At 66.1% G+C, this 24,920-nt stretch carries 23 protein-coding genes; 10 read left to right on the forward strand and 13 right to left on the reverse strand.

The window, feature by feature from the left end; translation table 11 throughout:
- Entirely contained in the window at window positions 1-822 is an 822-nt protein-coding gene (gene dapB, locus HTA01S_RS05675) for a 4-hydroxy-tetrahydrodipicolinate reductase (protein ID WP_068167655.1), read from the reverse strand.
- Window positions 819-1,421 (reverse strand): outer membrane protein assembly factor BamE, encoded by a 603-nt coding sequence (locus HTA01S_RS05680; RefSeq protein ID WP_084235876.1) that lies wholly within the window; start codon window positions 1,419-1,421, stop codon window positions 819-821. The genes dapB and HTA01S_RS05680 overlap by 4 nt, the downstream gene beginning before the upstream one ends.
- A gap of 187 nt (window positions 1,422-1,608) precedes the next feature.
- Between HTA01S_RS05680 and fur the strand changes: the two genes are divergently transcribed.
- Entirely contained in the window at window positions 1,609-2,052 is a 444-nt protein-coding gene (gene fur, locus HTA01S_RS05685) for a ferric iron uptake transcriptional regulator (protein WP_068167656.1), read from the forward strand.
- A 29-nt stretch (window positions 2,053-2,081) separates the two neighbouring features.
- Here fur and hprK read toward each other — a convergent pair whose 3' ends face one another.
- From hprK to HTA01S_RS05705, 4 genes are all read right to left on the reverse strand, one after another.
- Window positions 2,082-3,032, reverse strand: a complete 951-nt coding sequence (gene hprK, locus HTA01S_RS05690) for an HPr(Ser) kinase/phosphatase (RefSeq protein WP_068167658.1) — start codon at window positions 3,030-3,032, stop codon at window positions 2,082-2,084.
- 136 nt (window positions 3,033-3,168) lie between these two features.
- Window positions 3,169-3,639 carry a PTS sugar transporter subunit IIA gene (locus tag HTA01S_RS05695; protein WP_068167659.1) on the reverse strand — a complete coding sequence of 157 codons (471 nt, stop codon included), beginning with the start codon at window positions 3,637-3,639 and terminating at the stop codon, window positions 3,169-3,171.
- Between the two features lie 142 nt (window positions 3,640-3,781).
- Window positions 3,782-4,111, reverse strand: a complete 330-nt coding sequence (hpf, locus tag HTA01S_RS05700) for a ribosome hibernation-promoting factor, HPF/YfiA family (protein WP_068167662.1) — start codon at window positions 4,109-4,111, stop codon at window positions 3,782-3,784.
- Between the two features lie 175 nt (window positions 4,112-4,286).
- Window positions 4,287-5,525, reverse strand: coding sequence for an MFS transporter (locus HTA01S_RS05705; RefSeq protein WP_068167663.1), 1,239 nt, complete (start codon window positions 5,523-5,525; stop codon window positions 4,287-4,289).
- Window positions 5,526-5,720: 195 nt separating this feature from the next.
- Here HTA01S_RS05705 and HTA01S_RS05710 point away from each other — a divergent pair, with 195 nt between their 5' ends.
- The 5 genes from HTA01S_RS05710 to HTA01S_RS05730 all read left to right on the forward strand — a co-directional run bounded on the left by HTA01S_RS05710 (window position 5,721) and on the right by HTA01S_RS05730 (window position 12,455).
- Window positions 5,721-7,106, forward strand: a complete 1,386-nt coding sequence (locus tag HTA01S_RS05710) for an HD domain-containing phosphohydrolase (protein ID WP_084235877.1) — start codon at window positions 5,721-5,723, stop codon at window positions 7,104-7,106.
- Window positions 7,103-9,262, forward strand: coding sequence for a PAS domain-containing protein (locus HTA01S_RS24575; protein ID WP_084235878.1), 2,160 nt, complete (start codon window positions 7,103-7,105; stop codon window positions 9,260-9,262). The genes HTA01S_RS05710 and HTA01S_RS24575 overlap by 4 nt, the downstream gene beginning before the upstream one ends.
- Window positions 9,246-10,886, forward strand: a complete 1,641-nt coding sequence (locus tag HTA01S_RS05720) for an EAL domain-containing protein (protein WP_084235879.1) — start codon at window positions 9,246-9,248, stop codon at window positions 10,884-10,886. Before HTA01S_RS24575 ends, HTA01S_RS05720 begins: the two co-directional genes overlap by 17 nt.
- A 114-nt stretch (window positions 10,887-11,000) precedes the next feature.
- Window positions 11,001-11,888 carry an HDOD domain-containing protein gene (locus HTA01S_RS05725; protein WP_068167669.1) on the forward strand — a complete coding sequence of 296 codons (888 nt, stop codon included), beginning with the start codon at window positions 11,001-11,003 and terminating at the stop codon, window positions 11,886-11,888.
- A 21-nt stretch (window positions 11,889-11,909) separates the two neighbouring features.
- Window positions 11,910-12,455 (forward strand): response regulator, encoded by a 546-nt coding sequence (locus HTA01S_RS05730; protein WP_068167671.1) that lies wholly within the window; start codon window positions 11,910-11,912, stop codon window positions 12,453-12,455.
- Window positions 12,456-12,462: 7 nt separating this feature from the next.
- Here HTA01S_RS05730 and HTA01S_RS05735 read toward each other — a convergent pair whose 3' ends face one another.
- On the reverse strand, window positions 12,463-13,650 hold the full coding sequence (locus HTA01S_RS05735) for an MFS transporter (protein ID WP_068168159.1): 1,188 nt from the start codon (window positions 13,648-13,650) through the stop codon (window positions 12,463-12,465).
- A 144-nt stretch (window positions 13,651-13,794) separates the two neighbouring features.
- Between HTA01S_RS05735 and HTA01S_RS05740 the strand changes: the two genes are divergently transcribed.
- A complete protein-coding gene (locus tag HTA01S_RS05740; RefSeq protein WP_068167674.1) occupies window positions 13,795-15,066 on the forward strand; it encodes a patatin-like phospholipase family protein in 1,272 nt (423 codons plus the stop codon).
- Between the two features lie 200 nt (window positions 15,067-15,266).
- The gene (gene corA, locus HTA01S_RS05745; RefSeq protein ID WP_068167676.1) at window positions 15,267-16,253 is read left to right on the forward strand and encodes a magnesium/cobalt transporter CorA; all 987 of its coding nucleotides are present in this window, start codon (window positions 15,267-15,269) and stop codon (window positions 16,251-16,253) included.
- 5 nt (window positions 16,254-16,258) lie between these two features.
- On the opposite strand, the gene HTA01S_RS05750 is transcribed toward corA, so the two are convergent.
- The 6 genes from HTA01S_RS05750 to HTA01S_RS05775 form a co-directional block, all read right to left on the reverse strand.
- On the reverse strand, window positions 16,259-16,936 hold the full coding sequence (locus HTA01S_RS05750) for a dihydrodipicolinate reductase (RefSeq protein WP_068167678.1): 678 nt from the start codon (window positions 16,934-16,936) through the stop codon (window positions 16,259-16,261).
- Window positions 16,933-17,694 carry a 5'-methylthioadenosine/adenosylhomocysteine nucleosidase gene (locus HTA01S_RS05755; RefSeq protein ID WP_068168162.1) on the reverse strand — a complete coding sequence of 254 codons (762 nt, stop codon included), beginning with the start codon at window positions 17,692-17,694 and terminating at the stop codon, window positions 16,933-16,935. The genes HTA01S_RS05750 and HTA01S_RS05755 overlap by 4 nt, the downstream gene beginning before the upstream one ends.
- A gap of 166 nt (window positions 17,695-17,860) precedes the next feature.
- Window positions 17,861-19,549, reverse strand: coding sequence for a long-chain-fatty-acid--CoA ligase (locus tag HTA01S_RS05760; protein ID WP_068167680.1), 1,689 nt, complete (start codon window positions 19,547-19,549; stop codon window positions 17,861-17,863).
- Window positions 19,550-19,751: 202 nt separating this feature from the next.
- Complete coding sequence (pntB, locus tag HTA01S_RS05765; RefSeq protein ID WP_068167682.1) at window positions 19,752-21,173, reverse strand: Re/Si-specific NAD(P)(+) transhydrogenase subunit beta; 1,422 nt, start codon at window positions 21,171-21,173, stop codon at window positions 19,752-19,754.
- A 14-nt stretch (window positions 21,174-21,187) separates the two neighbouring features.
- Window positions 21,188-22,795: a Re/Si-specific NAD(P)(+) transhydrogenase subunit alpha gene (locus HTA01S_RS05770; RefSeq protein ID WP_068167684.1), complete on the reverse strand. Its 1,608-nt coding sequence runs from the start codon at window positions 22,793-22,795 to the stop codon at window positions 21,188-21,190.
- A gap of 65 nt (window positions 22,796-22,860) precedes the next feature.
- Entirely contained in the window at window positions 22,861-23,583 is a 723-nt protein-coding gene (locus HTA01S_RS05775) for a hypothetical protein (RefSeq protein ID WP_068167686.1), read from the reverse strand.
- A gap of 270 nt (window positions 23,584-23,853) precedes the next feature.
- Between HTA01S_RS05775 and HTA01S_RS05780 the strand changes: the two genes are divergently transcribed.
- Window positions 23,854-24,372, forward strand: coding sequence for an NUDIX hydrolase (locus HTA01S_RS05780; RefSeq protein WP_068167688.1), 519 nt, complete (start codon window positions 23,854-23,856; stop codon window positions 24,370-24,372).
- A 33-nt stretch (window positions 24,373-24,405) separates the two neighbouring features.
- Entirely contained in the window at window positions 24,406-24,909 is a 504-nt protein-coding gene (locus HTA01S_RS05785; RefSeq protein WP_245638008.1) for a hypothetical protein, read from the forward strand.
- Window positions 24,910-24,920 lie beyond the last annotated feature (11 nt).

Genomic DNA, 24,920 nt, shown 5'->3' on the forward strand with positions numbered 1-24,920 from the left:
TCAGCGCAGGCCGAGCACGTCAAACATGTCGTACAAACCGCTGCGCTTGTCGGCCAGGAAACGCACCGCGCGCAGGCTGCCCTGGGCGTAAGTGACCCGGCTGCTTGACTTGTGCGTGACCTCGATGCGTTCGCCCGTCCCGGCGAACAGCACCGTGTGATCACCCACGATGTCGCCACCCCGGATGGTGGCAAAGCCAATGCTCGACGGATCGCGCTCGCCGGTCACGCCCTCGCGGGCATAGACCGCGCAGTCCTTCAGATCGCGGCCCAATGCGCCAGCGATCACCTCGCCCATCTTGAGCGCGGTGCCACTGGGAGCGTCCACCTTGTGCCGATGGTGCGCCTCAATGATCTCGATGTCGTAGCCGGTGGCCAGCGCCTTGGCCGCCATCTCCAGCAGCTTGAGCGTAACGTTCACGCCCACGCTCATGTTGGGCGCCATCACGATGGCGATCTGCTTCGCGGCGTCGGCGATCTCGGCCTTCTGCGCTTCGCTGAAACCGGTGGTGCCGATCACCACGTTCACACCGAGCTTCACGCATTCGCGCAGGTGCGCCAGTGTCCCTTCCGGTCGCGTGAAGTCGATCAGGAACCGGCTGCCCGAGAGTCCTGCGCCCAGGTCGGCGTTGATGGCGACGCCCGTCGTGTGTCCCGCGAAAGCCCCCGCATCCTGGCCAATGGCGGGGCTGCCAGCCCTGTCCAGCGCCCCGCTGAGCACACAGTCGGTGCTGTCACGCACCGCTTCGACCAGCATCTGGCCCATGCGTCCGCTGGCACCGGCGACACAGACGCGGTGCGAACCCTGCGACACGGCGCTCACCGGGAAGCCCCCGGGGTCTCCAGCGGCGGGTAACTGGTGGCCGGTGCGGCGCCCGTCGAAGCGGGTGTGGCAGCGTCCTTGGATTCGGGGTTGTTTTCCTGGAACTTCTTCAACTGTTCTTCGGTGGCCTGGAGCACGGGCACCTTGTCGGACTTGCGGCGCACGTCAAGTGAAGACACGAAATCGGCCTCGCTGGGCAATTCATCGGCCTCAAAGCGCTCCAGCAAGTCCCCCTTGAAAAACAGCGCCACCTTGCGCTGCTGGGGGGGTTGCCCCTGCCGGCTGAAGGTGAACACGTAGTCCCAGCGATCGGCATGGAAAACGCTGGTCAACAAGGGCGAGCCCAGCAGATCGCGCACCTGCGGACGGGTCATGCCCGGCTGCAGCGCCTGGGCCTGCTCGCGGGTGACCACATTGCCCTGGAGGATGTCGATCTTGTACGGCGTGACCAGACTGCCCACCGAGGGCAGCTTGTCCCCAATGCTGCCACAGGCGGACAACGCGGCGACGCCCGCCAGCGCACACAGCACCCGCACCAGGCGGCTGGGCTTCTGTCGCAGGCCCGGATGGGACGGTGGGAGGGCTGTGAGTTGGTGCATAGGGGCAAACCGTGAAAGGCACTCGGATTCGCGTGCGTCGGCGGGGGACAATCTGGCCCCCTGCGCACGCTGGCGATATGATCTTCATTGTAGCCCCGGGGGTAGGCCAGTCCATGTTGCTGCCCTGTGTTGCCAGGGCGGCACCACAATCCCCTGAAACCGGCCCGTTCAACCCCGCACACCGCCCATGACCAATATCGATGAACTGAAAAGCACGGGACTCAAGGCCACCCTGCCACGGCTGAAGATTCTGGAGGTCTTCCAGAACGCCAAGCAGCGCCACATGACGGCCGAAGATGTGTTCCGCGTCCTGCTGGACGAACGCTCCGACATCGGTCTGGCCACGGTCTACCGTGTTCTCATGCAGTTCGAACAGGCCGGCCTGCTCACGCGCAGCAACTTTGAATCGGGCAAGGCGGTCTACGAACTCAACGAAGGCCAGCACCACGACCACTTGGTCTGTCTGGACTGCGGCCGGGTCGAGGAGTTTTTTGATCCGGAAATCGAAAAGCGCCAGCAGATGGTGGCGAAAACCCGCGGTTTCATCCTGCAGGAACACGCGCTCTCGCTGTACGCCAACTGCAGCAAGCCCGACTGCCCTCACCGGCACGACAACTCGGGTCACCGCTGACGCCAGGACGCCGGACCATCCGGCTCCACCTATTCGCCGCGCGCCATGGCCGCGCGGTGGCGTGCCACGAATTCCTGGTAGGTATCGATCCCGCGCAACTGCAGGATGGTGTTGCGCACCGCGGCCTCGACCAGCACGGCAATGTTGCGACCAGCCACCACCTGGATAACCGCCTTGCGCACCGGCACACCAAGAACGTCCTGGTACAGCGGCTCGTGGGGCATGCGCTCGAAATCACGCTCCATGGTTTCCCGGCGCACCAGGTGCACGATCAGGGACAGCCGCATCTTGCGGCGCACCGCGGTTTCGCCAAAGATGGCCTTGATGTCGAGCAGGCCGATGCCGCGCACTTCCAGCAGGTTCTGCAGCAACTCGGGGCAGCGGCCTTCGATGCTGGTCTGGTTGATGCGGTAGAGGTCCACCGCGTCGTCGGCCACCAGCCCGTGTCCGCGGGAAATGAGTTCCAGACCGAGCTCGCTCTTGCCCAGCCCGGATTCGCCCGTGATCATCACGCCCATGCCCAGGATGTCCATGAAGACACCGTGCATCGACGCGCGATCGGCGAAATGGCGCGACAGGTAGGCGCGCAGCACATCGATGACGAAGGCCGCCGACTCCTGGGTAGCGAACATCGGTATCTGTGCCCGCTCGCACATGGCCATGAGCGCGTCGGGCGCGGTCTGCCCGTCGGCCACCACAAGCACCGGCGGCTCCAGCGTCACGATGCGCGCCACCCGCCGGCGGTTGTCGTCCTCGCTGGGACTGGTCAGGTAGGCCACCTCGCGTTCGCCAAACACCTGAACCCGGTACGGATGGATGTAATTGAGATAACCGACCAGATCGGCCCCCGAGCGCGCCTCACGGATCGCGACCTCGTCAAACCGCCGCTCCGAGGCCCCGAGCCCCGCGATCCACTGCCACTTGAGGGCATCCCGGTGATCCTCGAACAGAACGTCGGCACTGACGACGGTGGGTTTCAAGCGAGGGCACTCCGGAAATCGGCGCCGGGCCTGACGATCAGCCGCCAGCTTCCTTCATCCCGCTGAGGGCTGCGACCCGAGCGGCACAAGCCCCGGAACGGACTGGCCAGCAAGGAACGCAAGGGGATGGACAAGCTCAGGCGGCGGCGTGCGCCGACTGCCAGGACGTGATCTGGCCGTGCAGCACCGCGGCATCGTTCGACGTCTTCATCTGCTCGCGCAAGGCACTGTCGCTGAGCAGCTCGGCGATCTCGGACAGGATCTCCAGATGCTTCTGGGTCGCTGCTTCGGGCACCAGCAGGAAGATCATGAGCTGGACCGGCTGCTCGTCCGGGGCGTCAAAACCGATCGGGCTGGCGAGCTGGAACACCGCAGCCAGCGGTTGTTTCAGCCCTTTGATGCGGCCATGGGGAATGGCCACGCCGTGCCCCAGGCCGGTGGAGCCCAGGCGTTCGCGAGCGAAGAGGCTGTCGGTGATCAGCGCACGGTTGAGGCCATGCAAGGTTTCAAACAGCAGGCCCGCTTCTTCAAAGGCGCGTTTTTTGCTGGTCGCATCCACGCTGACGAGCACTTGCGCGGCGGGCAATATGGCAGAGAGTCGGTTCATGTGGGCCTCTTGGACCGCAAATTATGCCGAGTTGAGCGACATTGGCTAGACCGGGAAAACAAAAAAGCCGCTTGACTTTTGAAGCGGCTCGCTGCATCGCAACATAAAGACCGGGCCACCGGTGGGCGACCCGTGATTTTTGTCACATCAGACGTTTGGCACTCTCGTGAGCATGGTCTTGTGTTTTGTCCTTGTAGCGCAACACCTGCCGGTCGAGCTTGTCGGCGAGTTCGTCCACGGCGGCATACAGATCGGCGTGGACGCTTTCGGCGAACAGATCCCGTCCCTTGACATGGATGTTGCATTCGGCCTTCTGGCGCATGTCTTTCTCTTTCAGGTTGTCCACTGTCAGCAGCACCTTGATATCGACCACCTGGTCGAAGTGTCGGGATATGCGTTCAAGCTTGGTCGTGACGTAACCGCGCAGGGCGGGGGTGACCTCGAGGTGGTGACCGCTGATCGTCAAGTTCATGGAAGAGCCTCCTAATGCTCCGGGTTGACACAAGCCGCCGGGCGGTCAGACCGCCCGGCGGCAACGGGGATGTCTTGAACCCACTATGCCCATGAAACCGGGGCGACGCAAGCTCGCACCGCAACAAAGGGTGAAAACGCGAACCTTGGCACTCAACTGACCGTGCGCGCACGGCTCAGGGTGCGGCAGGATGCCCCATGCCGGCCCCGTGCACGCGCAGGCGGCGCGCCATGGCGATCGCGGCCAGGCTAGCGCCGGCGCCCAAAAGACCCGACACCCAGTAATGTTGAACGAGCCCCGCCGCGTCCCGGCTGATGATGAGCCCGCCCAGAAACGACGCCAGCCCCATCGCGGCGGATTGCACCGACGCATTGAGCGCCATGAAGGTGCCGCGCAGGGCCGGGTTGGCCGCACCGGTCACGAGCGCCATGCCGGGAATCATGCGCCCGCTCATGCAGATGAACAGCAGGGTGGACACGACCAACACGCCCCGCAGCGGCCAGTGCGGCATCAGCGTGGTGGCGAGCATGGGCACGATCACGGCCAGCGCCAGCATGGTGAAGGTGCGCACCTTGCCCAGCCTATCGGCCAGCCGGCCAAACAGCCGCGCGGTGAACAGGGTGGCCACGCCACCACACAGATACAAATAGGGAATCTGGGTCTCCTGCACCCCCACGTTGGTTTGCATGTAGATGGTGAGATAGGGCAGGATGGTGAAGCCGGTGAACATCAGCAGGGCGGAAAAGGCAAATGCCCGCTGGTGGTTGGGTTCCACGAGCACCATGCCGATGCCGCGCCAGATCGAAGGCCGGTCCTTGACCAGCAGGTGGTGGTTGAGCTGGGGCAGGGTCAGCGCGGCCCCCAGCGCCAGCACGCCGCTGAGCAGGGCAATGCCGATGAAGGGAGCCTGCCAGCTCCAGTGGCTCGCCAGGAACAGCCCCAGGGGAACGCCCGCGACGGTGGACACCGAAAAGGACGACATCACGATGCCCATGGCGCGACCGCGCCGCTCGAAGGGCACCACGTCGGCCACGATGGTCTGCGACAGCGCCGAGAGCACGCCACCGAACATGCCGGCGGCCACGCGCGCGACCATCAGGAAACCGTAGCCGGGTGCGAGGCCACAGGCGAGCGTGGCCAAGGCGAACAGCCCGTACAGGGTCAGCAGCAGGCGCTTGCGATCAAAGCGGTCCACATAGGTGGCTGCCGCCAGGCCCGAGACGCCGGCCGACAGCGTGTACGCCGACACCAGCAGCCCGAACTGCGCATCGCTGATGCCGAAGAGCCGCGTGAATTGCGGCCCCAGCGGCATCATGATCATGAAATCGAGGATGTGGGTGAACTGGATGCCGGCGATGGTGATCAGCAACCACAGCTCGCGGCGGTGTGACAGGGCAATGGGTGGGTTGTTCATGAGGAATGTCAGACGCGAGCCTCCGCGAGGCCAGCGGTGGAGGATACGCAGCAAGGCGCTCCCGCGCCCCGGACACCGCCAATGCCCTGATGGACCGCCCTGACTTCGCTCGGTCCGGAGGGCCGGACGCGAAGGGGCTCAAGTGTGTTGCGAGGGTGTCGAAATACCCTGGACACACCCGGAGTCCATGACGCCATGACCAGCATTGCCCTTCAAGAGCCATCATCCGCCACCGCGAATGCCGGGTCGTTGGCTGTCCCGACGGTTCTGACCGTCGATGACGAACCCTCCGTGCTGAGCGCGTTGCGCCGCGTCTTCCGGACGCAGGGCATCGCGACCCTGCAGGCGACGAGTGCCGCCGAGGGCCTGGCGCTGCTCAAGACCCACCGGGTGGACCTGGTGATTTCGGACATGCGCATGCCCGAAATGGACGGTGCGCGTTTCCTGGAACTGGTGCGCTCGCACGACGAGGGCATCGCGCGCATTCTGCTGACCGGCTACGCCGACATTTCCGCCACGATCGCGGCCATCAACAAAGGCGCCATCCACCGCTACATCTCCAAGCCCTGGGACGATCAGGACCTCGTTCTGGTGGTGCGGGAGGCCCTGATCCGGCGCGGCCTTGAGCAGCAGAACGCCGAGCTGACCGAACTGACCAAGCGGCAGAACGAACAGCTTCGCGACGCCAATCAGACACTGGAGTCGCGGGTGGCCGCACGAACCGCCGAACTCCAGCAGATCAACGGCATGCTGGACGCGGCGTATGAGGATCTGGACAACACCTTTGTGCTCGCGGTCAATGTGTTTTCCAGTCTGATGGAAATGCGCGTGGGCAACTCCGGCCATTCGCGCCGCGTGGCCGATCTGAGCCGCGAGACCGCCAAACGCCTGGGCCTGTCGGACCGCGAGATCCGCGATGTCCATCTGGCCGCGCTGGTCCACGACGTGGGCAACATCGGCTTTCCTGATGCCATGCTGGGCAAGCCGGTCTCCGCCTACACCCCTGAAGAAACCCAACGCTATCGGCGCCATCCGATCGACGGCGAAACCACCTTGATGGCGCTGTCGCAACTGCAAGGGGTGGCGCGCATCGTGCGCCAGCACCACGAACGCATGGACGGCAAAGGATTTCCCGATGGCCTGGCGGCGCCCGAGATCGTGATGGGCGCGCGCATCGTGGCGGTGGCCAGCGATCTGGACGACATGATGCACGGCAACCTGGGGGACCAGCGCAGCACCGCGGAACGCGCGCAGAGAATGCTTCATGGCGGCATCGACACGCGCTACGACCGTTCCGTGGTCGAAACCATGATCAAGGTCGTTGACGACCTGGCGGCCGCGGCCAAGGCGGACGTGCACATGGACGTGCGTGATCTGCGTCCCGGCATGGTGCTGGCACGCGATCTGGTGTCTTCCCGCGGGGCCATCCTGCTGGCGGCGGGATACGTGTTCGACGAACGCGTGGTCAAGCAGGTAGGCGACTTTTCCGCGAGGGAAGGCGTTCGACTCACGTTGTGGGTCCGGAAGAACTCGATCCCGCAAGACACCAAGCGACTCGACATACCGGGGAGCCAGTCATGATGGACGTTGCGGACCAGCAGAAATCGAATGCCACGGTGGCCAGGGAGATGGTCGATGCCATGGCCGTTCCGTCGGCCTTGCTGGAGGACGGACGGATCGTGGCGGCCAACGATGCGTTGTGCCGGCTGGGCTCGCGCAGTCCGTCGGCCCTGATGGACTTGCCACTGCTCGATCTGGTGGACGAGGCCACGCGAGCGCCACTGCATGCCGCCATCCTGACCTGCTCGGAGCACGGCGAGGTGCCGCCCGTGGTCTCGGGTTCGATCATGACGCCCGATGGCGGGCTGCGCCCGGTGGAGATCCATGCCCGCCAGGTCTGTTTCGATGACCGGGTCCAGGTGGTGGTGACCTGCGTGGACCTCAGCGACGTGATGCATGTGCAGAGCAGCCTGCTGGGCATGACCGAGATGCTGTCGCAGATCATCGACGGGGCCTCGGTGGCTTCGCTGGTGATCGACCAGTACCACCGGGTGACGCACTGGAACACGGCCTGTGAACGCATGACCGGCATCAAGCGCAACGAGGTGCTCGGATCGCGGGAAGGCTGGCGGGCGTTCTACCCGGAACAGCGCCCCTTGCTCGCGGACATGATCGTCGACGGAGTCGATGAAGCGACCATGCGATCGTTCTACGGCGGGCAGATGAGTCTGTCATCCATGATCCCCGGCGGGGTCGAGGTCGAGGCCTTCTTTCCGCAGTTCGGCCCATCGGGCAAGTGGCTGTTCTTCACGGCCGCCCCGCTCTACGACGCCCAGGGCGCGGTGATCGGTGCCATCGAAACCCTGCAAGACGTGACCGCCCGCCGGAGTTCGGAGGACGAACTGCTGCGGCACCGCAACGAGCTCGAGGAAATCGTGCGGCAACGCTCGGCCGAGCTGGCGGCCACCGCACGCGACCTGGAACTGTTCATCGCCAATTCGCCCATCGGGGTGGCCTATGCCAAGAGAGGCGTGATCCAGCGCGTCAACCCCGCCATGGCCGACATGTTCGGTTATGCCGCGTCCGACATGGCCGGTCTGCCGGCACGTGCGACCTACCTGACGGAAGAGGACTTCGCCAACTTTGAAAGCCATGTCATTCCCCGGTTCAAAAAAGGCGAACCCATTCACGTGGAGATGTGGATGCGCCGCGCCGATGGCCAGCCCATCTGGGTGCAGGTCGATGCGTACGTGGCCAACACGGCCGACCCGGGTCTTGGCACCTGGTGGATGATGCAGGACCGCTCCGACATCCGGTTCGCCCAGGAGCAGTTGCAGGAGCGGATCAACCAGCTCGACGCGATGAACCATCAGCTGGAGGAAGCGCAGAACCAGCTGCTGCAACAGGACAAGATGGCGTCGATCGGGCAGTTGGCCGCCGGCGTGGCGCACGAGATCAACAACCCGATCGGTTTCGTCAGCTCCAACCTCAACACCCTGCGCCAGTACGTGGACGGCCTGCTGGGCCTGAGCGCGGCCTGCGACGCGGCGCTGGCCGCCCCGGGCGACGCCGCCGTGGCCGCGGCGCTGACGACGAAGCGGGAAGAAGTCGAAATCGACTTCCTGCGCGAGGATCTCCCACTGCTGCTGGACGAATGCGCCGAAGGCCTGGGGCGCGTCAAGAAGATCGTGCAGGACCTCAAGGACTTCTCGCGTGTGGACCATTCGGACTGGCAGGAAGCCGATCTGAACGTGGGCCTGGAGTCCACCCTCAACGTGGTGCGGCACGAGGTGAAATACAAGGCCGAGGTGATCAAGAAGCTCGCGCCGCTGCCGCCCGTCATGTGCCTGGCGGCGCAGCTCAACCAGGTGTTCATGAACCTGATCGTCAACGCGGCGCACGCCATTGCCGAGAAGGGAACCATCACCTTGTTGAGCGGCGTGGAGCAGGACTGGGCCTGGGTGCAGGTGGAGGACACGGGCTGCGGCATGAGCGCCGAGGTACAGCGGCGGATCTTCGAGCCCTTCTTCACCACCAAGGACGTGGGCAAGGGAACGGGGCTGGGGATGTCGCTGTCGTTCTCCATCATTCAGAAACACGGCGGCACGATCCAGGTGCGCTCCGTCGTCGGGGAAGGCACGGCCATCCGCGTCTGGCTGCCGGTCGCCGGGCCTGCCGCCCAGGGAAAAGAAACCAATCCACCCGTGTGGGAGCACAACAATGAACATGTTGCCTGAGTGCGCCGTGTCGCAGACGGAACCAACGGACGCGCCCGCGCCAGACCTTCACGAGCGTGACCCGGGCCATGCGACGGCGCCCCGCTTCCAGACCCACTGGAACCTGGTCAACGGTCAACTGGTCGGTGTGGAATTGCTCTGGCAAGGCGAGTCCCTGGACGAACCGGATGCCTCGGGCCGGCCGCTTCGCGCGCGCCAGGAAGCCGCCTGCCGGCAGGTGGCGGCCCTGCTGGCAGAGCGCATGGGCGAGCTGCGGCTGTGCCTGCCCCTGGAATGGCTGGAGCGGGCGCTGCCCGGCACGGCGGACGACTGGCTGGCCACCCTGACGGCATGGGGTCTGAAGGCGCCGCTGCTCTCGGTGCTGGTTCCGGAGCGCCGGGCCGCGGCCGACGACAAGACACTGGCGACCACGCTGGCCCCCTTGCGCGCGGCGGGTGCCGAGACGATCCTGGGCGATTTCGGGGCAGGCGCGTCGAGCCTGTCCGAACTGCGGGAGCTGCCGCTGGACGTGATCCGTATCGACCGCAGCGTGGTGCCGGACATCGTGACCGACAGCCACACCACCTCGCTGACCCGGTCCCTGATCCAGCTCGCGCATGGGTTGCACATGCGCGTCATGGCCGATGGCGTGGCCAACGACGACCAGTTGCAGCGCCTGGTGGACCATGGCTGCGACCTCGCGCTGGGCGACTGCTTCGGCGCCCTCCAGACCGCGGAAGGTCTTCAGACCCTGCTGCACGCCGGCGCGGCCTTGCCCCAGGGTCTGCTGGGCACACGCCCCCGCCGTCGCACGCTGCTGCTGGTGGACGACGAGGAATCGATCCTCTCCTCGCTCAAACGCCTGTTCCGCCGCGATGGTTACCATCTGCTCACCGCCACCAGCGGCCGCCAGGGGCTGGAACTGCTGGCCAAACAGCCGGTTGATGTGATCGTCTCGGACCAGCGCATGCCGGGCATGACGGGCATCGAGTTCCTGCGCGAAGCCAAGCGCCTGTACCCCGACACGGTGCGCATGACCTTGTCCGGCTACACCGATCTGCAGTCGATCATCGAGGCGGTCAACGAGGGCTCGGTATACAAGTTCCTCACCAAGCCCTGGGACGACGAGCTCTTGCGCAGCCACGTGGCCAAGGCCTTTGAACAGAGCGAACTGGCCGCGGAAAACTGCCGTCTCGGCGGGGCGGTCCACCGGGCCAACCGGGAGCTGACCATCGCCAACCAGCGGCTCTCCCACATGGCGCGCGACGAAAGCGCCCGCCGACTGGCCATGCAGAACGCCGCCGGTGCCTCCCGGGACGCCCTGGACGGCATGCCGATGGCCGTTTTCGGTATCGGGGAAGACGGCATGCTGGCGTACGTCAACCGCCTGGCCGTGCACCAGTGGCCCGAATGGTCGTCCGCTCTGGGCGGGGACCCCGTGCCCTCGATGCTGCAGGTGCTGGCCGCACTCAAGCAGCCCCTCACGCAGCACGCCGATGCCGAGGGCGTGTGCACCGCCATCGAGGGCCGCAACGCTGTCGTCTGGCTCCGTCAGATGCCGGGACAACCCAAGCCCCTGGGCCATCTGATGCTGGTGCAGCTGCTGCAAGACGTCGCCATGACCAACGAAGACAAGGTCGCATGAACCCGCGGCCGCGCACCCAGAACCCGACCGGTGTCACCCGGCCACTGGGCTTGCGCGCCACGGCCACGGTTTTAACCACCCATTCAACACAAGTGTCCTCAGGGAGAGTTCATCATGTATGTGGAAGCTGTTGAGTCGGCGGCCCCGCCCCGACATCTGAAACCCGCCGCACTGGCCCGCTGCATCGGGGAACTGCCCTCGCTGCCCAGCGCCTTCATCGCGGCCGTCGAGGCGCTGAGCCAGGACGACGCACCGGCCTCGACCTGCATCGAAGCGATCGAGCGCGACCAGGCCTTGACCGTTCGCCTCCTGCGGCTGGCCAACTCCGCGTTCTACGGAGCGCAGGGGCAGGTTGCCAGCGTGGGCGATGCCGTCCAGATGCTGGGCCTGCGAACCGTGGCCAGCACCTTGGCGGCCATTTCCCTGCGGGCCACCTTCGGGTCGGTGCGCTGCGAGGGTTTCTGCTTTGACACCTACTGGCGTCACACGCTGTGCACCGCCATTTCCGCCCGGGAGCTGGCCAGGATCGTGTCCCTGGATCCCGGTGAAGCCTTCCTGCTGGGCCTGCTGCACGATGTGGGCAAGCTGATCCTGGCCATGACCAGTCCTGAGCTGGAGGCGCAAGCGCTGCGCCTGTGCGCCGCCGAAGGCATCGCCCTGCACGAAGCGGAGCAGCGGGTGCTGGGGGTGTCTCACGCCGAGGTCGGCGCCACCGTGGCCAGCCAATGGAACTTCCCGGCCACGCTCGTGGCGGCCATCGCCGCCCACCATATCCCCACCCCTTTGCCCACGGCGGAGCGCCTGGATTTTTCGCACCTGGTGCTGCTGGCCAACCACATGGCGCATGGCCTGGAGGGCATCGCCGCCGCAGACGTGGAAGGCGACGCGGATGTGGAACTCCTGAGGGACCCGATGTGGTCCGCCCTGAGCGCGAGCGAGCAGCAGCTGCGCCGTCTGACGCAGCGGGTCGTCAGCGAGCTGGCCGTCATGTCCAGTGCATGAATCACGTTGTCGGAGCGATCCATGAAACCAGCACTTCAAGGCAGCCTTCTCCTGGTCGACGATGAGGCGCCCATCGTTCGGGCCCTGCACCGCGCATTGCGCGGCCCTCTGGGGAGCCTGGTGACGATCGTCACCTGCTGCAGCGGCGCGGACGCGCTCACCGAGTTGCGGGCCCGGCGGTTCGACGTCATCGTGAGCGATCTGCGCATGCCCAACATGGGCGGCATGGAGCTGCTGGCCGCGGCGGCGGACATCCAGCCCGGGTGCGTGCGCATGATCCTGACGGGAACGGCGGATTTCGCGACCGCCCAGGCGGCGGTGAACCAGTTCGGCCTGTACCGCTACCTCACCAAACCCTGGGAGCCCGACGAACTCGCCCACCACGTGGCCTCGGCCATGGCCTTCAGCCTGGCGCAACGCGCGCAACGGCATCAGGCCACGCAGTGGGTGGCCAGCCAGGTCGGTGCCGAAGAGCTGGAGCGGCGCCGGCTCGAAGCCCTGGAGCCCGGCATCACCCAGGTGGAATGGGACGAACAGGGCTGCGTGATCCTGCCGCTGGTGGACTGAGCGGCGATCAGCCCGGCCGGGCATCGCGACGGCCGTCCTGGACGGTGGCCAGCAGCAGCACCGCGGCAGACGCCGCGCAGGTGGCCGAGAACAGGAACGCCGCCCAGGGCGCGATGGCCTGGTAGATCCAGCCGAACACGATGGAAGCGGGCAGCAGGAAGAGCCCGGCGATCAGGTTGAACCAGCCAAAGGCCGTGCCACATCGGTCCTGCGGCGCCAGGTCGGCGACGAGCGCCTTTTCCACCCCTTCGGTGGCCGCCATGAACAGGCCGTAGAAACCGAACAGGGCAAACAGCATCCAGCCGTCGGTGCGCATGAAACCCAGCGTGGCGTAAAAGGCGGCGTAGGCCAGATACCCCAGGACCAGCAGCCTGACGCGGCCCAGCCGGTCGGAGAGCGCGGACAGGGGCGTGGCGAACAGCATGGCAATGGCCGAGACCGCCGCCCACAGCAAGGGCACCTGCGCCTGGGGCACGCCCAGTTCGCTGGCGCGCAGCAGCAGGAACATGTTGGAGGAATTGCCCAGCGTGAACAGGGCCACCACCAGCAGGTAGCGCCGGAACACCGCGGGCATGTCGCCCAGCCGCCAGTCGAACGCCGCGCTCGCCTGGCGCGGCTCGGCCTTCGGTTCCCGGATGGCCAGCGCGAGCCCGACGCAGATGACGGCGGGAACGGCGGACCACAGGAAGATGTCCTTGAGCGGCACCTGTGCGGCCAGCAAAGCAAACGCCAGACCGGGGCCGATGACCGCGCCCGCGTTGTCCATGGCGCGGTGCAGGCCGAAAGCCAGCCCGCGCCGCTCGGGCGTGACGCTGGCGGCCAGCAGGGCATCCCGTGGAGAGCTGCGCAGGCCCTTGCCGACCCGGTCGGCGAACCGGATGGCCAGCAGGAAGGGCCAACTGCCGGCCAGGGCGATCAGGGGACGTCCGAAGCCGGCCAGGGCGTAGCCGAACACGATCCAGGGTTTGGACCGGCGCGTGCGGTCCACCACGACGCCCGAGAACAGCTTAAGCAGGCTGGCGGTGGCCTCGGCGATGCCTTCGATGATGCCCAGGGCACGGGGCCCTGCCATCAAGACCGAAGCGAGGTAGAGCGGCACCAGCGGGTAGATCATCTCGCTCGCGCTGTCGTTGACCAGGCTGATGAGCCCGATGAACCAGACGGTGCGCGGGAGGCTCAGAACGGCGTTGAACATGGTGGAATCTTTCTGCACTGGCGGCCCAAGCCCCTTCATATTCGTGGCCAGCGCCGGGAAACGCGAGAGGGTTGTGTCATGATTTTGGTCAACCGCCCAACGTCAACGCAGGCATCGCCAGCGCCTGGGCACAAGGTCCCGACTGTGTCACTCGATACGCTGATCTCGCGCAACCTGCTGGACACCCAACTGTCCGAAGAAGCCTCGGGCCATTGTGCGCTGGTGCTGATGGGCGGCGGCGCGCGCACGGCCTACCAGGCCGGCGTGCTCAAGGCGGTGGCGTCCATGCTGGCAAGCCGGGCCCCCTCCAGCTCCGATTCGTCGGCGACCCCCTTCCCGTTCCAGGGACTGTTCGGTACCTCGGCGGGTGCGCTCAACGCGGCCTACCTCGCCAGCCACGCCACCGACGGGCTGCACGCCCTGCCCCGCCTGGCCGCGTTCTGGGGTGGCCTGCGTTCGGAGCACATCTACCGGCTCGAAGCGCCGGGCTGGGTGCGCGCCAACCGCATCATCGCCGGGCTCACGCTGGCGCGCCAGGTGCGGCGCTACCGTGCCCTGCTCGACACCCTGCCCCTGGTGGACAGCCTGCACCGCGCGATCGACCTCGACGGGCTGGAGCGCGCGCTGCAGCAAGGCCACATCGATGTGCTGGGGGTCACCGCATCGAGCTACACCACGGGCGAACACTGGACCTTCTGCCAGACCCGGCCCGACCACCCGGTGCAGCCCTGGCACCGCCCCGGGCGGCGCGCCGACTTCCAGCCCATCACCATCGAGCACCTGATGGCCTCCAGCGCCATTCCTTTCCTGTTCCCGGCCGTGCCCTTGTGGGTGAACGGCCACAAGGAGCATTTTGGTGACGGCTCCATGCGCCAGCTCTCGCCCCTGTCGCCGGCCATCCACTTTCGGGCGCGCCGGGTGCTGGTGATCGGCGTGGGGCAACCCCAGCGCTCGGGCCTGGTCGCCCGCGCCAACGACGAGCCGACGGCCGGCACCATCGCCGGACACGCCATGGCCAGCGTGTTCCACGACACCCTGCAGGCCGACGTGGAACAGGCCCAGCGCGTGAGCGAGACGCTGGCCAGACTCCCTCCCGAACTGGCCGCCAGCCTCCCCTACCGGCCGGTGCGCGTGCTGGCGGTGCAGCCCAGTTTTTCGCTCGACGAACTCGCGCGCAAGCACATCGGCGCGCTGCCTGCGGCGACGCGCAACACCCTCACCGGCCTGGGCGCGCTCGACACCGGCCGAGGCGCCGCCGGCAGTGCCGCGGCCCTCGCCAGCTACCTGTTGTTCGAACCCGATTTCGTCAACGCCCTGATCGAGTTGGGCGAAGGCGACGCCTGGCGACGAAAGGACGAGTTGATGGGGTTTTTCGGCCTCCCGATGGAGGCCGGCGCGCAGGTCGCGGTGCCATAATCGGCACCAGTTTCAACCCACAAAGAGCCCCATGGAAAGCACACCCCCCAGTTGTGTGCTTTCAGCCTCCCCCGCGACCGTCTGAGCGCTGCCCCCGCAGCCCCTGAGATTCGGTGGCAGGACGGCTGAAAGCGCCGCCCGAACCGCCCGAGGCCCCGCAGGCCCGCCCCCCTCAGACATTCCCAGCCGGGAGCGCAACCATGCTCAACGTATTCACCCTGGCCAATGGCCGACTGTTCCAGGAAGAAATCGAGTCGCTCGAAGAGCTGGCCCGGTTCAAACCCATCTGGGTCGACCTCGAAGAACCCACGCCCGAGGAGCGCCGCTGGGTCAAGCAGCATTTCGGTCTGTCGATTCCCGAAGACGCGATGGACGAGGACATCGAGGAATCGGCCCGCTTCTTCGAGGAAGACAATGGCGAGCTGCATGTGCGCAGCGACTTCCTGATCGATGACGACGAAGACCCGCGCGCCATTCGCGTGGCCTTCATCCTCAACGAGCACAACGAGTCGCTCAAGAGCCAGGGCATCCTGTTTTCCATCCACGACGAAGATGTGCCGGTGTTCCGCCTGCTGCGCATGCGCGCGCGGCGCATGCCGGGCCTGATCGAGAACGCCAAGGACGTGCTGCTGATGCTGTTCGACGCCGATGCCGAATACTGCGCCGACACACTCGAAGACATCTACGACGACCTGGAGGAAGTCAGCCGCCAGGTGCTCGCCGGCAACGTGACGGACAACAAGGCCGGCGAGGTGCTCTCGGCGATCGCGCGCCACGAGGACATGTCGGGCCGCATCCGCCGCAACGTGATGGACACGCGCCGCGCGGTCAGCTTCATGATGCGCAGCCGCATGCTCAGCGCCGAGCAGTTCGAGGACGCGCGCCAGATCCTGCGCGACCTCGATTCGCTCGACAGCCACACCGCCTTCCTGTTCGACAAGATCAACTTTTTGATGGACGCGACAGTCGGTTTCATCAACATCAACCAGAACAAGATCATCAAGATCTTCTCGGTGGCCAGCGTCGCTCTGCTGCCCCCCACGCTGATCGCCAGCCTCTACGGCATGAACTTCCAGTACATGCCCGAGCTGAGCCAGAAGTGGGGCTATCCGTTCGCGCTGGCGCTGATGGTGCTGTCGGCCGTCGTTCCCATGCTGTACTTCCGCAAGCGCGGCTGGTTGAGGTAGGCCGGCTACAGCCAGCCTTGTTCGATGAACTCCACCACGTCGTGGCAGCGTGGCTCCAGGGGATGGGACAGCGACGCTTCGACGATGCGCCGGACGCCATCGACATAGGGCGCACCACCCGTCACCAAGGTCTCCAGCCGCAAGCGGCAGTCGCCTTCACCGATCTCGATACGGTGAAAGGCATGGCGGCCAAGGGTCTCAGCGGGAATACCCAGTTCCAGCGACTGCCGGCCGGGATCGCGGACCGAGACGATGGCCTGTGGCGGCAGGCTCAGTGACGCAGCCATGGCGACCGCAGTTCCCGGCACCGACGTCTTGCCAGCCTGATGTGATTCGGTCAGGCGGATGAACTCGTGACGAAACCAGGATCCACTGCGACTCAACATGGCCATGAACTTGAGCATCAGCAGGTTGGCGTTGGGGCACACCACGACCGGCACGCCGTGAGCCAGGCGGACCACGTCCGTCCCGGTGGACAGTTCAATCAACGGGACCGAGCGCTCAAGGCAGAACCGAAGGATATCCGGCAGTTCACGCCCCGACCCTGCATGCACCACCGCCTGTGCAACAGGCGCACTCACAGCCTCCCGGTCGCTCCACGGGTGCGCCGCCGGTGCCAGACCGGTCAGCAGTTCACGCGCCAGCTTTCCAGTGCCAGCAATCAGGATGTGCGGAGCATTCATGCGCGCAACAGGGTGTCCATCAATGCACCGCTGTAGCGGCTGGCGACTTCTCGCAGGAAACGTGGGAAGTCCACGTGTGCGGCGTCGTCGGCGCGGTCGGAGATGGTGCGCACCACGGCCAGGGGCACGCCGAAGTCGTGGCACACCTGCGCGAAGGCCGCACCTTCCATCTCCACCGCCAGGGCCTCGGGCAGATCGCGCTGCAGGGTTTGGCTCTCCAGCGTGGTGGCCACGAAGCGGTCGCCGCTGATGAGCAGCCCCTGGTGCAGGCGCGGGGTGTGCAGGCCGAACACGGCCACCGTCTCGGCGCCGAGTTGCTGCGGCAGGGTGCGCAGCATGCGGTCGCAGGCCAGTTCCAGCGCATCGGTCAGCGCCGCATCGGCACCGAAGCGCGCGCGTCCGTAGCCGGGCACCTCGTGGCGCGGAAACAGGGGCGATGCATCCATGTCGTGCTGCAGGAACTGGCGCGCGAGCACCACATCGCCCACGTTCACACCGGCGCCCAGCCCACCAGCCACGCCGGTGAAGACCATGCGGTCCACGCCAAAACGCTGGATCAGCAGCGTGGCCGTGGTGGCGGCGGCGACCTTGCCGATGCCGGACAGCACGGCGACCACGTCCTGCCCATGCAGGTGACCGACCCAGAACTCTCGCCCCGCCACGGTCTGCCTGTGCTCATCGGGCATCAGCGCCAGCACACTGGCGAGTTCATCGTGCAGGGCCGAGACGATGGCGGTGCGAGGGGCGGTGGTACTCATGCCCGCCATTGGACCAGAAGAGCTCGAAGCCGGCCGGGCTGAACAATCCGGCCGGACCGCGTGACTCCAACCAGAACGCGGTGGAACCGGCTTTGCCGGGCCACTCGCGTTGCCCCCTGGGGGGGGTGACGCCGCAGGCGGCGCGGGGGGCTACTTATTGCGGGGGCTACTTCTTTTCTCTGAGTTCGCGGCGCAGGATCTTGCCCACCGGGGTCTTGGGCATCTCGGTGCGGAATTCCACCACTTTGGGCTGCTTGTAGCCGGTGAGGTTGGCCTTGCAGAAGGTACGTACCTGCTCTTCGGTCAGCTCCGGGTTCTTCTTCACGATCACCAGCTTGACGGCCTCGCCCGACTTCTCGTCGGGTACGCCCACCACGGCGCACTCCATGACACCGTCGAGCTGGGCCACCACGTCCTCCACCTCGTTGGGGTACACGTTGAAACCGCTGACCAGCACCATGTCCTTCTTGCGGTCGACGATCTTGAAGTAGCCACGTGCATCCATCACGCCCACGTCACCGGTCTTGAAGTAGCCATCGGGCGTCATGACCTTGGCGGTTTCGTCGGGTCGTTGCCAATAACCGGCCATCACCTGCGGCCCCTTGATGGCGATCTCGCCGGGCTGGCCCTGGGGCACTTCGTTGCCGTCGTCATCCAGGCACTTCATCCAGGTGTTGGGCAGGGGCACACCGATGGTGCCGCTGTATTCGGTGCTGGTGGTCGGGTTGCAACTGGCCGAAGGACTGGTTTCCGACAGGCCATACCCTTCGCAGATCGGGCAGCCGGTCTTCTCCAGCCAGAGCCTGGCCACCGCGCCTTGCACCGCCATGCCGCCACCCACCGACACCTTCAGGTTGCTCCAGTTGACGGTGTTGAAATCGGGGTGGTTGGCCAGGCCGTTGAACAGCGTGTTGACCGCCGGGAAGCTGTGGAAGGTGTGTTTGCTCAGCTCCTTCAACACCGCGGGCAGATCACGCGGATTGGGGATCAGGATGGTCTTGCCGCCGGTGCGCAGGGACAGCATCATGTTCACCGTGAAGGCAAAGATGTGGTACAGCGGCAAGGCGCAGACGCTGGTGGGCTGCTCGCCGGCCGGCACGGTCTTCATCACCGGATCGTTCCAGGCCTCGGACTGCAGCACGTTGGCGATCACGTTGCTGTGCAGCAGCACGGCGCCCTTGCTCACCCCGGTGGTACCGCCGGTGTACTGCAGCACGGCCACGTCGTCGGACTGGATCTCGGGGCGCTTGAAGCTGCCCCGGGTGCCCTTGGCGATGGCGTCGTTGAATCGCACCGCCTGTGGCAGGCTGAACGCCGGCACCATCTTCTTGACGTTGCGCACCACGTAGTTGACGATCGCGCCCTTGAGCAGGCCGAGCAGGTCGCCCATGGCCGTGAGCACCACGTGTTTGACCGGCGTGTTCGCGATGCACTGCTCCAGCGTGTGCGCGAAGTTTTCGATGATGACGATGGCCTTGGCACCCGAGTCCTTGAGCTGGTGCTCCAGCTCACGCGGCGTGTACAGCGGGTTCACGTTGACCACCACGAAACCCGCGCGCAGGATGCCCGCCACCGCCACCGGGTACTGCGGCACGTTGGGCATCATGATGGCGACGCGGTCGCCCTTGACCAGGCCCAGCCCCTGCAGGTAGGCCGCGAAAGCCTGCGACAGGCTGTCGGCCTGGGCGAAGCTGAGCTCCTTGCCCATGAAGCTGTAGGCGGGGCGGCTGGCGTGTTTCTGAAAACTCTCCTCCATCAGATGCACCAGCGACGGGTACTGCGCCACATTGATGTCGGCGGGCACTCCTGCGGGATAGACGCCCAGCCAGGGGCGATCGGCCGTCGGTTCGGTCATGCGGTATCTCCAGATATCTTGTGGGTTATTGGCAACTGCGCATTGTCGTCCGGGCCGAAGGCTCGCGACCTCGTGTTTTTCCCTTACGAACCACTGACAGCCTACTCTAAAACCTGTGGTGTCCTTGCCTCGGTGCTACAGAAACAAGGAGCCGGTGTCACCACCGGCTCAAGGTCTGTTCCGGTGCCGGAAACCGACGCGGTCAGCTCTTCAAAGCCACCAGCACCTCGTCCAGCATCTTCTTGGCGTCGCCGAACAGCATCCGGTTGTTGTCCTTGTAGAAGAGCGGGTTGTCCACACCGGCGTAGCCCGAGGCCATGCTGCGCTTCATGACGATGGAGGTGCGCGCCTTCCAGACTTCGAGCACCGGCATGCCGGCGATGGGGCTGGTCGGGTCGTCCTGCGCCGCCGGGTTCACGATGTCGTTGGCGCCGATCACCATCGCCACATCGGTGTCGGGAAAGTCTTCGTTGAGCTCGTCCATCTCGAACACGATGTCGTAGGGCACCTTGGCCTCGGCCAGCAGCACGTTCATGTGGCCCGGCATGCGGCCGGCCACCGGGTGGATGCCGAAGCGCACGTTCACACCCTTCTCGCGCAGATGGCGCGTGATCTCGAACACCGTGTGCTGCGCCTGCGCCACCGCCATGCCGTAACCCGGCACGATGATCACGTTCTTGGCCTCGCGCAGCATCTCTGCGGTTTCGACTGCGAGGATGGGGTTCACCTCGCCCGCCGGCTCGGCCGCCGCACCGCCGGTCGCCTTGGGCGCGGCGCTGGTGGTGCCGAAGCCGCCGGCGATCACGCTGATGAAGCTGCGGTTCATCGCGTTGCACATGATGTAGGACAGGATGGCGCCGCTGGAGCCCACCAGGGCACCTGTCACGATCAGCAGGTCGTTGGACAGCATGAAGCCGGTGGCCGCGGCCGCCCAACCCGAGTAGCTGTTGAGCATGGACACCACCACCGGCATGTCGGCGCCACCGATGGCCATCACCATGTGCACGCCAAACAGCAGCGCGATGGCGCTCATCACGAACAGCGGGAGCATGCCGTCCTGCAGCGTCTCAGCTTGCAGGAACAGGCGGCCGAAAACGATCACCGCGATCAGGCCGGCCAGGTTCATCCAGTGCCGACCGGGCAGCAGCATGGGCTTGCCGCCGACACGGCCCGAGAGTTTGCCGAAGGCGATGACCGAGCCCGAGAAGGTGACCGCGCCGATGAAGATGCCGACGTAGATCTCCATCGCATGGATGGTGTGCGCCGCGCCCTCGAAGCCCTTGGTGGCCTCCGGATCGACGTAGGTGGCGTAGCCGACCAGCACGGCGGCCATGCCGACCATGCTGTGCATCAGCGCCACCAGCTCGGGCATCTGCGTCATCTGCACGGTGCGCGCGGCGTACAGGCCGATGGCCCCGCCGACCACCATGGCGCCGACGATCCAGGGGATGCCGGCGGCGGTGACCTGCGGGCCGAACACCGTGGCCGCCACGGCCAGCGCCATGCCGACCATGCCGTACAGGTTGCCGCGGCGCGAGGTTTCCTGGTTGGACAGGCCGCCCAGGCTGAGGATGAAGAGAATCGTTGCTCCGATGTAGGAGACCGTGGCCAGACTTGCAGACATTCAGGGTCTCCTTCTTATTTGCGGAACATCGCCAGCATGCGCTGGGTGACGGCAAAGCCGCCGAACATGTTGACGGCGGTGAGCACCAGCGCCAGCGCGGCCAGGGCGACGATCAGCGTGTTGGGCCGCTCGGCCGCATTGGCCATGGGCGAGATCTGCACCAGGGCCCCGATGGCGATGATGGAGCTGATGGCGTTGGTCACGCTCATCAGCGGGGTGTGCAGCGCGGGCTTGACGTTCCACACCACCATGTAGCCCACAAAGCAGGCCAGCACGAACACCGTGAAGTGCGACAGGAACTCGGCGGGTGCGTAGGCCCCCACCAGCGCGAACAACACCGCCGTGACGCCGGCCACGATGGCCAGCTTGCCCGCCGGCATCGGCCCCGAAGGCTCGCCATGGCCCTTCTTGGCCACCGGCGCGGCAGTGGGCTTGGGCGCCGGTTTGGGCGCAGCGACCAGCGGCGGGGCCGGCCAGGTGATCTCGCCGTTCTTGATCACGGTCAGGCCGCGGATGGCGTCGTCGTCCATGTTGACGTTGATGACGCCGTCCTTGGTCTTGCACAGCTCTTCGCTCAGGCGGAACAGGTTGGTCGCGTACAGCGTGGACGACTGGCGCGCCATGCGCGAGGCCAGATCGGTGTAGCCGACGATGGTCACGCCGTGGCGCACCACCGCTTCGCCGGGCACGGTCAATTCGCAGTTGCCGCCCTGCTCGGCCGCCATGTCGACGATCACGCTGCCGGGCTTCATGCTCCTGACCATCTCGGCGGTGATCAGCTTGGGCGCCGGTTTGCCGGGGATCAGGGCGGTGGTGATGATGATGTCCACCTCGCGCGCCTGTTTCGCGTACATCTCGCGCTGCGCCTGCTGGAAGCCCTCGCTCATCACCTTGGCGTATCCGCCGCCGCCCGAGCCCTCTTCTTCGTAGTCGACCTTGACGAATTCACCACCCAGCGAGACCACCTGGTCGGCCACCTCGGCGCGCGTGTCGTTGGCCCGTACGATGGCGCCCAGGCTGGCGGCGGCGCCGATGGCGGCCAGGCCGGCCACGCCCGCACCGGCGATGAACACTTTGGCCGGCGGCACCTTGCCCGCGGCCGTGATCTGGCCGTTGAAGAAACGGCCAAAGGCGTTGGCCGCCTCGACCACGGCGCGGTAGCCGCTGACGCCGGCCATCGAAGTCAGCGCGTCCATCTTCTGCGCCCGGCTCAGCGTGCGCGGCAGCGCGTCAATGGACAGCGCGGTGACCTTTTGTGCGGCCAGCTGCTGCATCAGCTCCGGGTTCTGGGCCGGCCAGATGAAGCCGATCAGCGTCTGGCCTTCGTGCATCAACTCCACTTCGTCGGGCGTCGGGGCGCGCACCTTGAAGACGATGTCGCTGCCACGCCAGAGCTCGGCGGCGGAGTCGGCGATGCTGGCGCCGGCCTCGCGGTAGTCGTCATCGCTGAGATTGGCGGGCTCGCCCGCGCCGCGCTCCACCACCACGCTGAAACCCAACTTGATCAGCTTGACCACGGCCTCGGGCACGGTGGCCACCCGTTTCTCGCCAGGGAAGATCTCGCGCGGCACGCCAATGCGCTGCGCTGTTGTGGCTGTCTCGTTCGATGCGCCAGATGTCATGGGAGAGTCCTCGATGCAGGGGTGTTGGAAATCGGACAAGAAAACAGGGGTGGCGCGGCCACCGCTCAGCCCCCACCGACGGGGGTATTCTGAACAAGTGGGGCCGGTCGGATCGGGGGGATGGCAAGGCGGCCGGACAAGGAATACACACTGCTCTTGACGGCATCCTTCAGCTGTCGACCCCAGGCCACCTGCTCGGGCCGAATGCCAGTGGGAAGCGTCTCTTCCACCACAGCACCCGCCGCACCCAGGGGGGACCTCACGAAAACACGGACGTCCAGAAACGAGCCCGTGGAAATGGCGTGGCGGCTCCACACGGTGTAGATGGGGCCCTGAACAGACACCTGCCCCGAGGTCTGCAAATCCAGAACCTGAGGCGCCAAAGCCTCGAACACCCCTTTGCTGCCGTACAGGGGCGTCACCATCAAGCACTGCATGAACGACGCCTTGAAGCCCTCATTGCCTTCACGGTAGTTCTGGTCATCGGACCGACAGTTGGGCGAATAGGTCATATAGCCACCACGACCGCCACCCAGACCTTGAGAGTTGGCACTCACCAACACCAGCGACTGCTCATCGCTGTCGGGCGCACCCCAGATATACAGCTTCGACTGCACAGCCAACACCCCGTTCCTGTCGCCCCCAAAGGCGCGCGATGTGTCCGGCAAGGGCACTTCTCGCCAGCCCTCCTCAGCGAACTCGACCTCCACGCGCCCCACTGAAAAGTCGGCCGCCTGGGCGACCAGTGCGCCCAGGGCCAACCAACCCAAGGCCAGCACCTTGAGCATTGATCCCAACCCCCACCGTTGTCCGTTCATCTGCACGTGACCCCTCCATATGCGTTGTTCGTTGGACCCACAAGAATTCACCGCCCGTGGGTTGCGCGCCAGCTTAACCGACGGCATCCACGCCCCCGCCTTGCGCAAACCCATGTCGCGCAAGGGTTTGGGCCTGGCCTCGTGATGCTTGCCCGCGCGTTTTCACCCCAATATTTCACCATGCGACAAGAGCTACCACTTCAAGGGACAGCCAGACGATCTGGCCGGGATAATGCCCGAATGAACACCCGATGGAAACCCAGTGTCACCGTGGCGGCCATCATCGAGCGCGAGGGCCGCTACCTGCTGGTCGAAGAACACACGCCCGAGGGCCTGCGCCTGAACAACCCGGCCGGCCACCTCGACCCCGGCGAGAGCCCCACCGAAGGCGTGGCGCGCGAAACGCTGGAAGAAACCGCCCACCACTTCACCCCCACGGCCCTGGTGGGCGTGTACCTCTCGCGTTTCCAGCGGGCCAGCACCGGCGAAGACATCACCTACCTGCGTTTTGCCTACTGTGGCGAGCTGGGCGACTTCGATGCGCAACGGCATCTTGACACCGGCATCGTGCGCACGCTGTGGATGACGCCGGACGAGATCCGCGCCAGCGCCGGACGCCACCGCAGCCCGCTGGTGCTGCGCTGCGTGGAGGACCACCTGGCGGGCCAGCGCTATCCGATGGAACTGGTGCACACCGAGCCGTCCGTGAACGCCCCCGGTGGTGTCGACCCTTTGCCGCGGGCCACGCCGTCGATATGATCGACGGCGTTTGGTGCCTCCGGCTCACACACCTTGGAACACCCCGCCACCCCGCCCCAGCTCAACCGTGACCTGCTCGACATGATGGCCCGCGGGGTGTCGGTCATCGTCAGCGCCTGCGGGCACGACCTGCGCCCCAGCGTCATGCGGGCGCTGGGCAGCCAGGTCAGCGCTTCGGGCGACCTCGTCACCGTCTACCTCGGCCAGCGCCCCTCGGCACAGTTGCTGCGCGACGTGGCCGCCAGCGGCCGCATGGCGGTGGTGTTCAGCGAACCCAGCTCCCACCGCACGGTGCAGCTCAAGACCCGCCGCGCCCGGCTGCGCGAGGCGCGCCCGGAAGACGCCACCGTGCTGCAGCGTTACCTGCTCGCCATGCAGCAGGAGCTGGACCGCATCGGCTTCGGGCCGGCGTTCGTCTCGGCGATGTTCGCGCACCCGCTCGACGACGTGGTGGCGGTCGAGTTCACCCCGGACGAAGCCTTTGACCAGACGCCCGGGCCGCGCGCCGGCCAGCCCCTGGGCGGAGCGGAGGCATGAGCGCCCGGCCG

Source organism: Hydrogenophaga taeniospiralis CCUG 15921 (assembly GCF_001592305.1).
GTDB lineage: Bacteria > Pseudomonadota > Gammaproteobacteria > Burkholderiales > Burkholderiaceae_C > Hydrogenophaga > Hydrogenophaga taeniospiralis.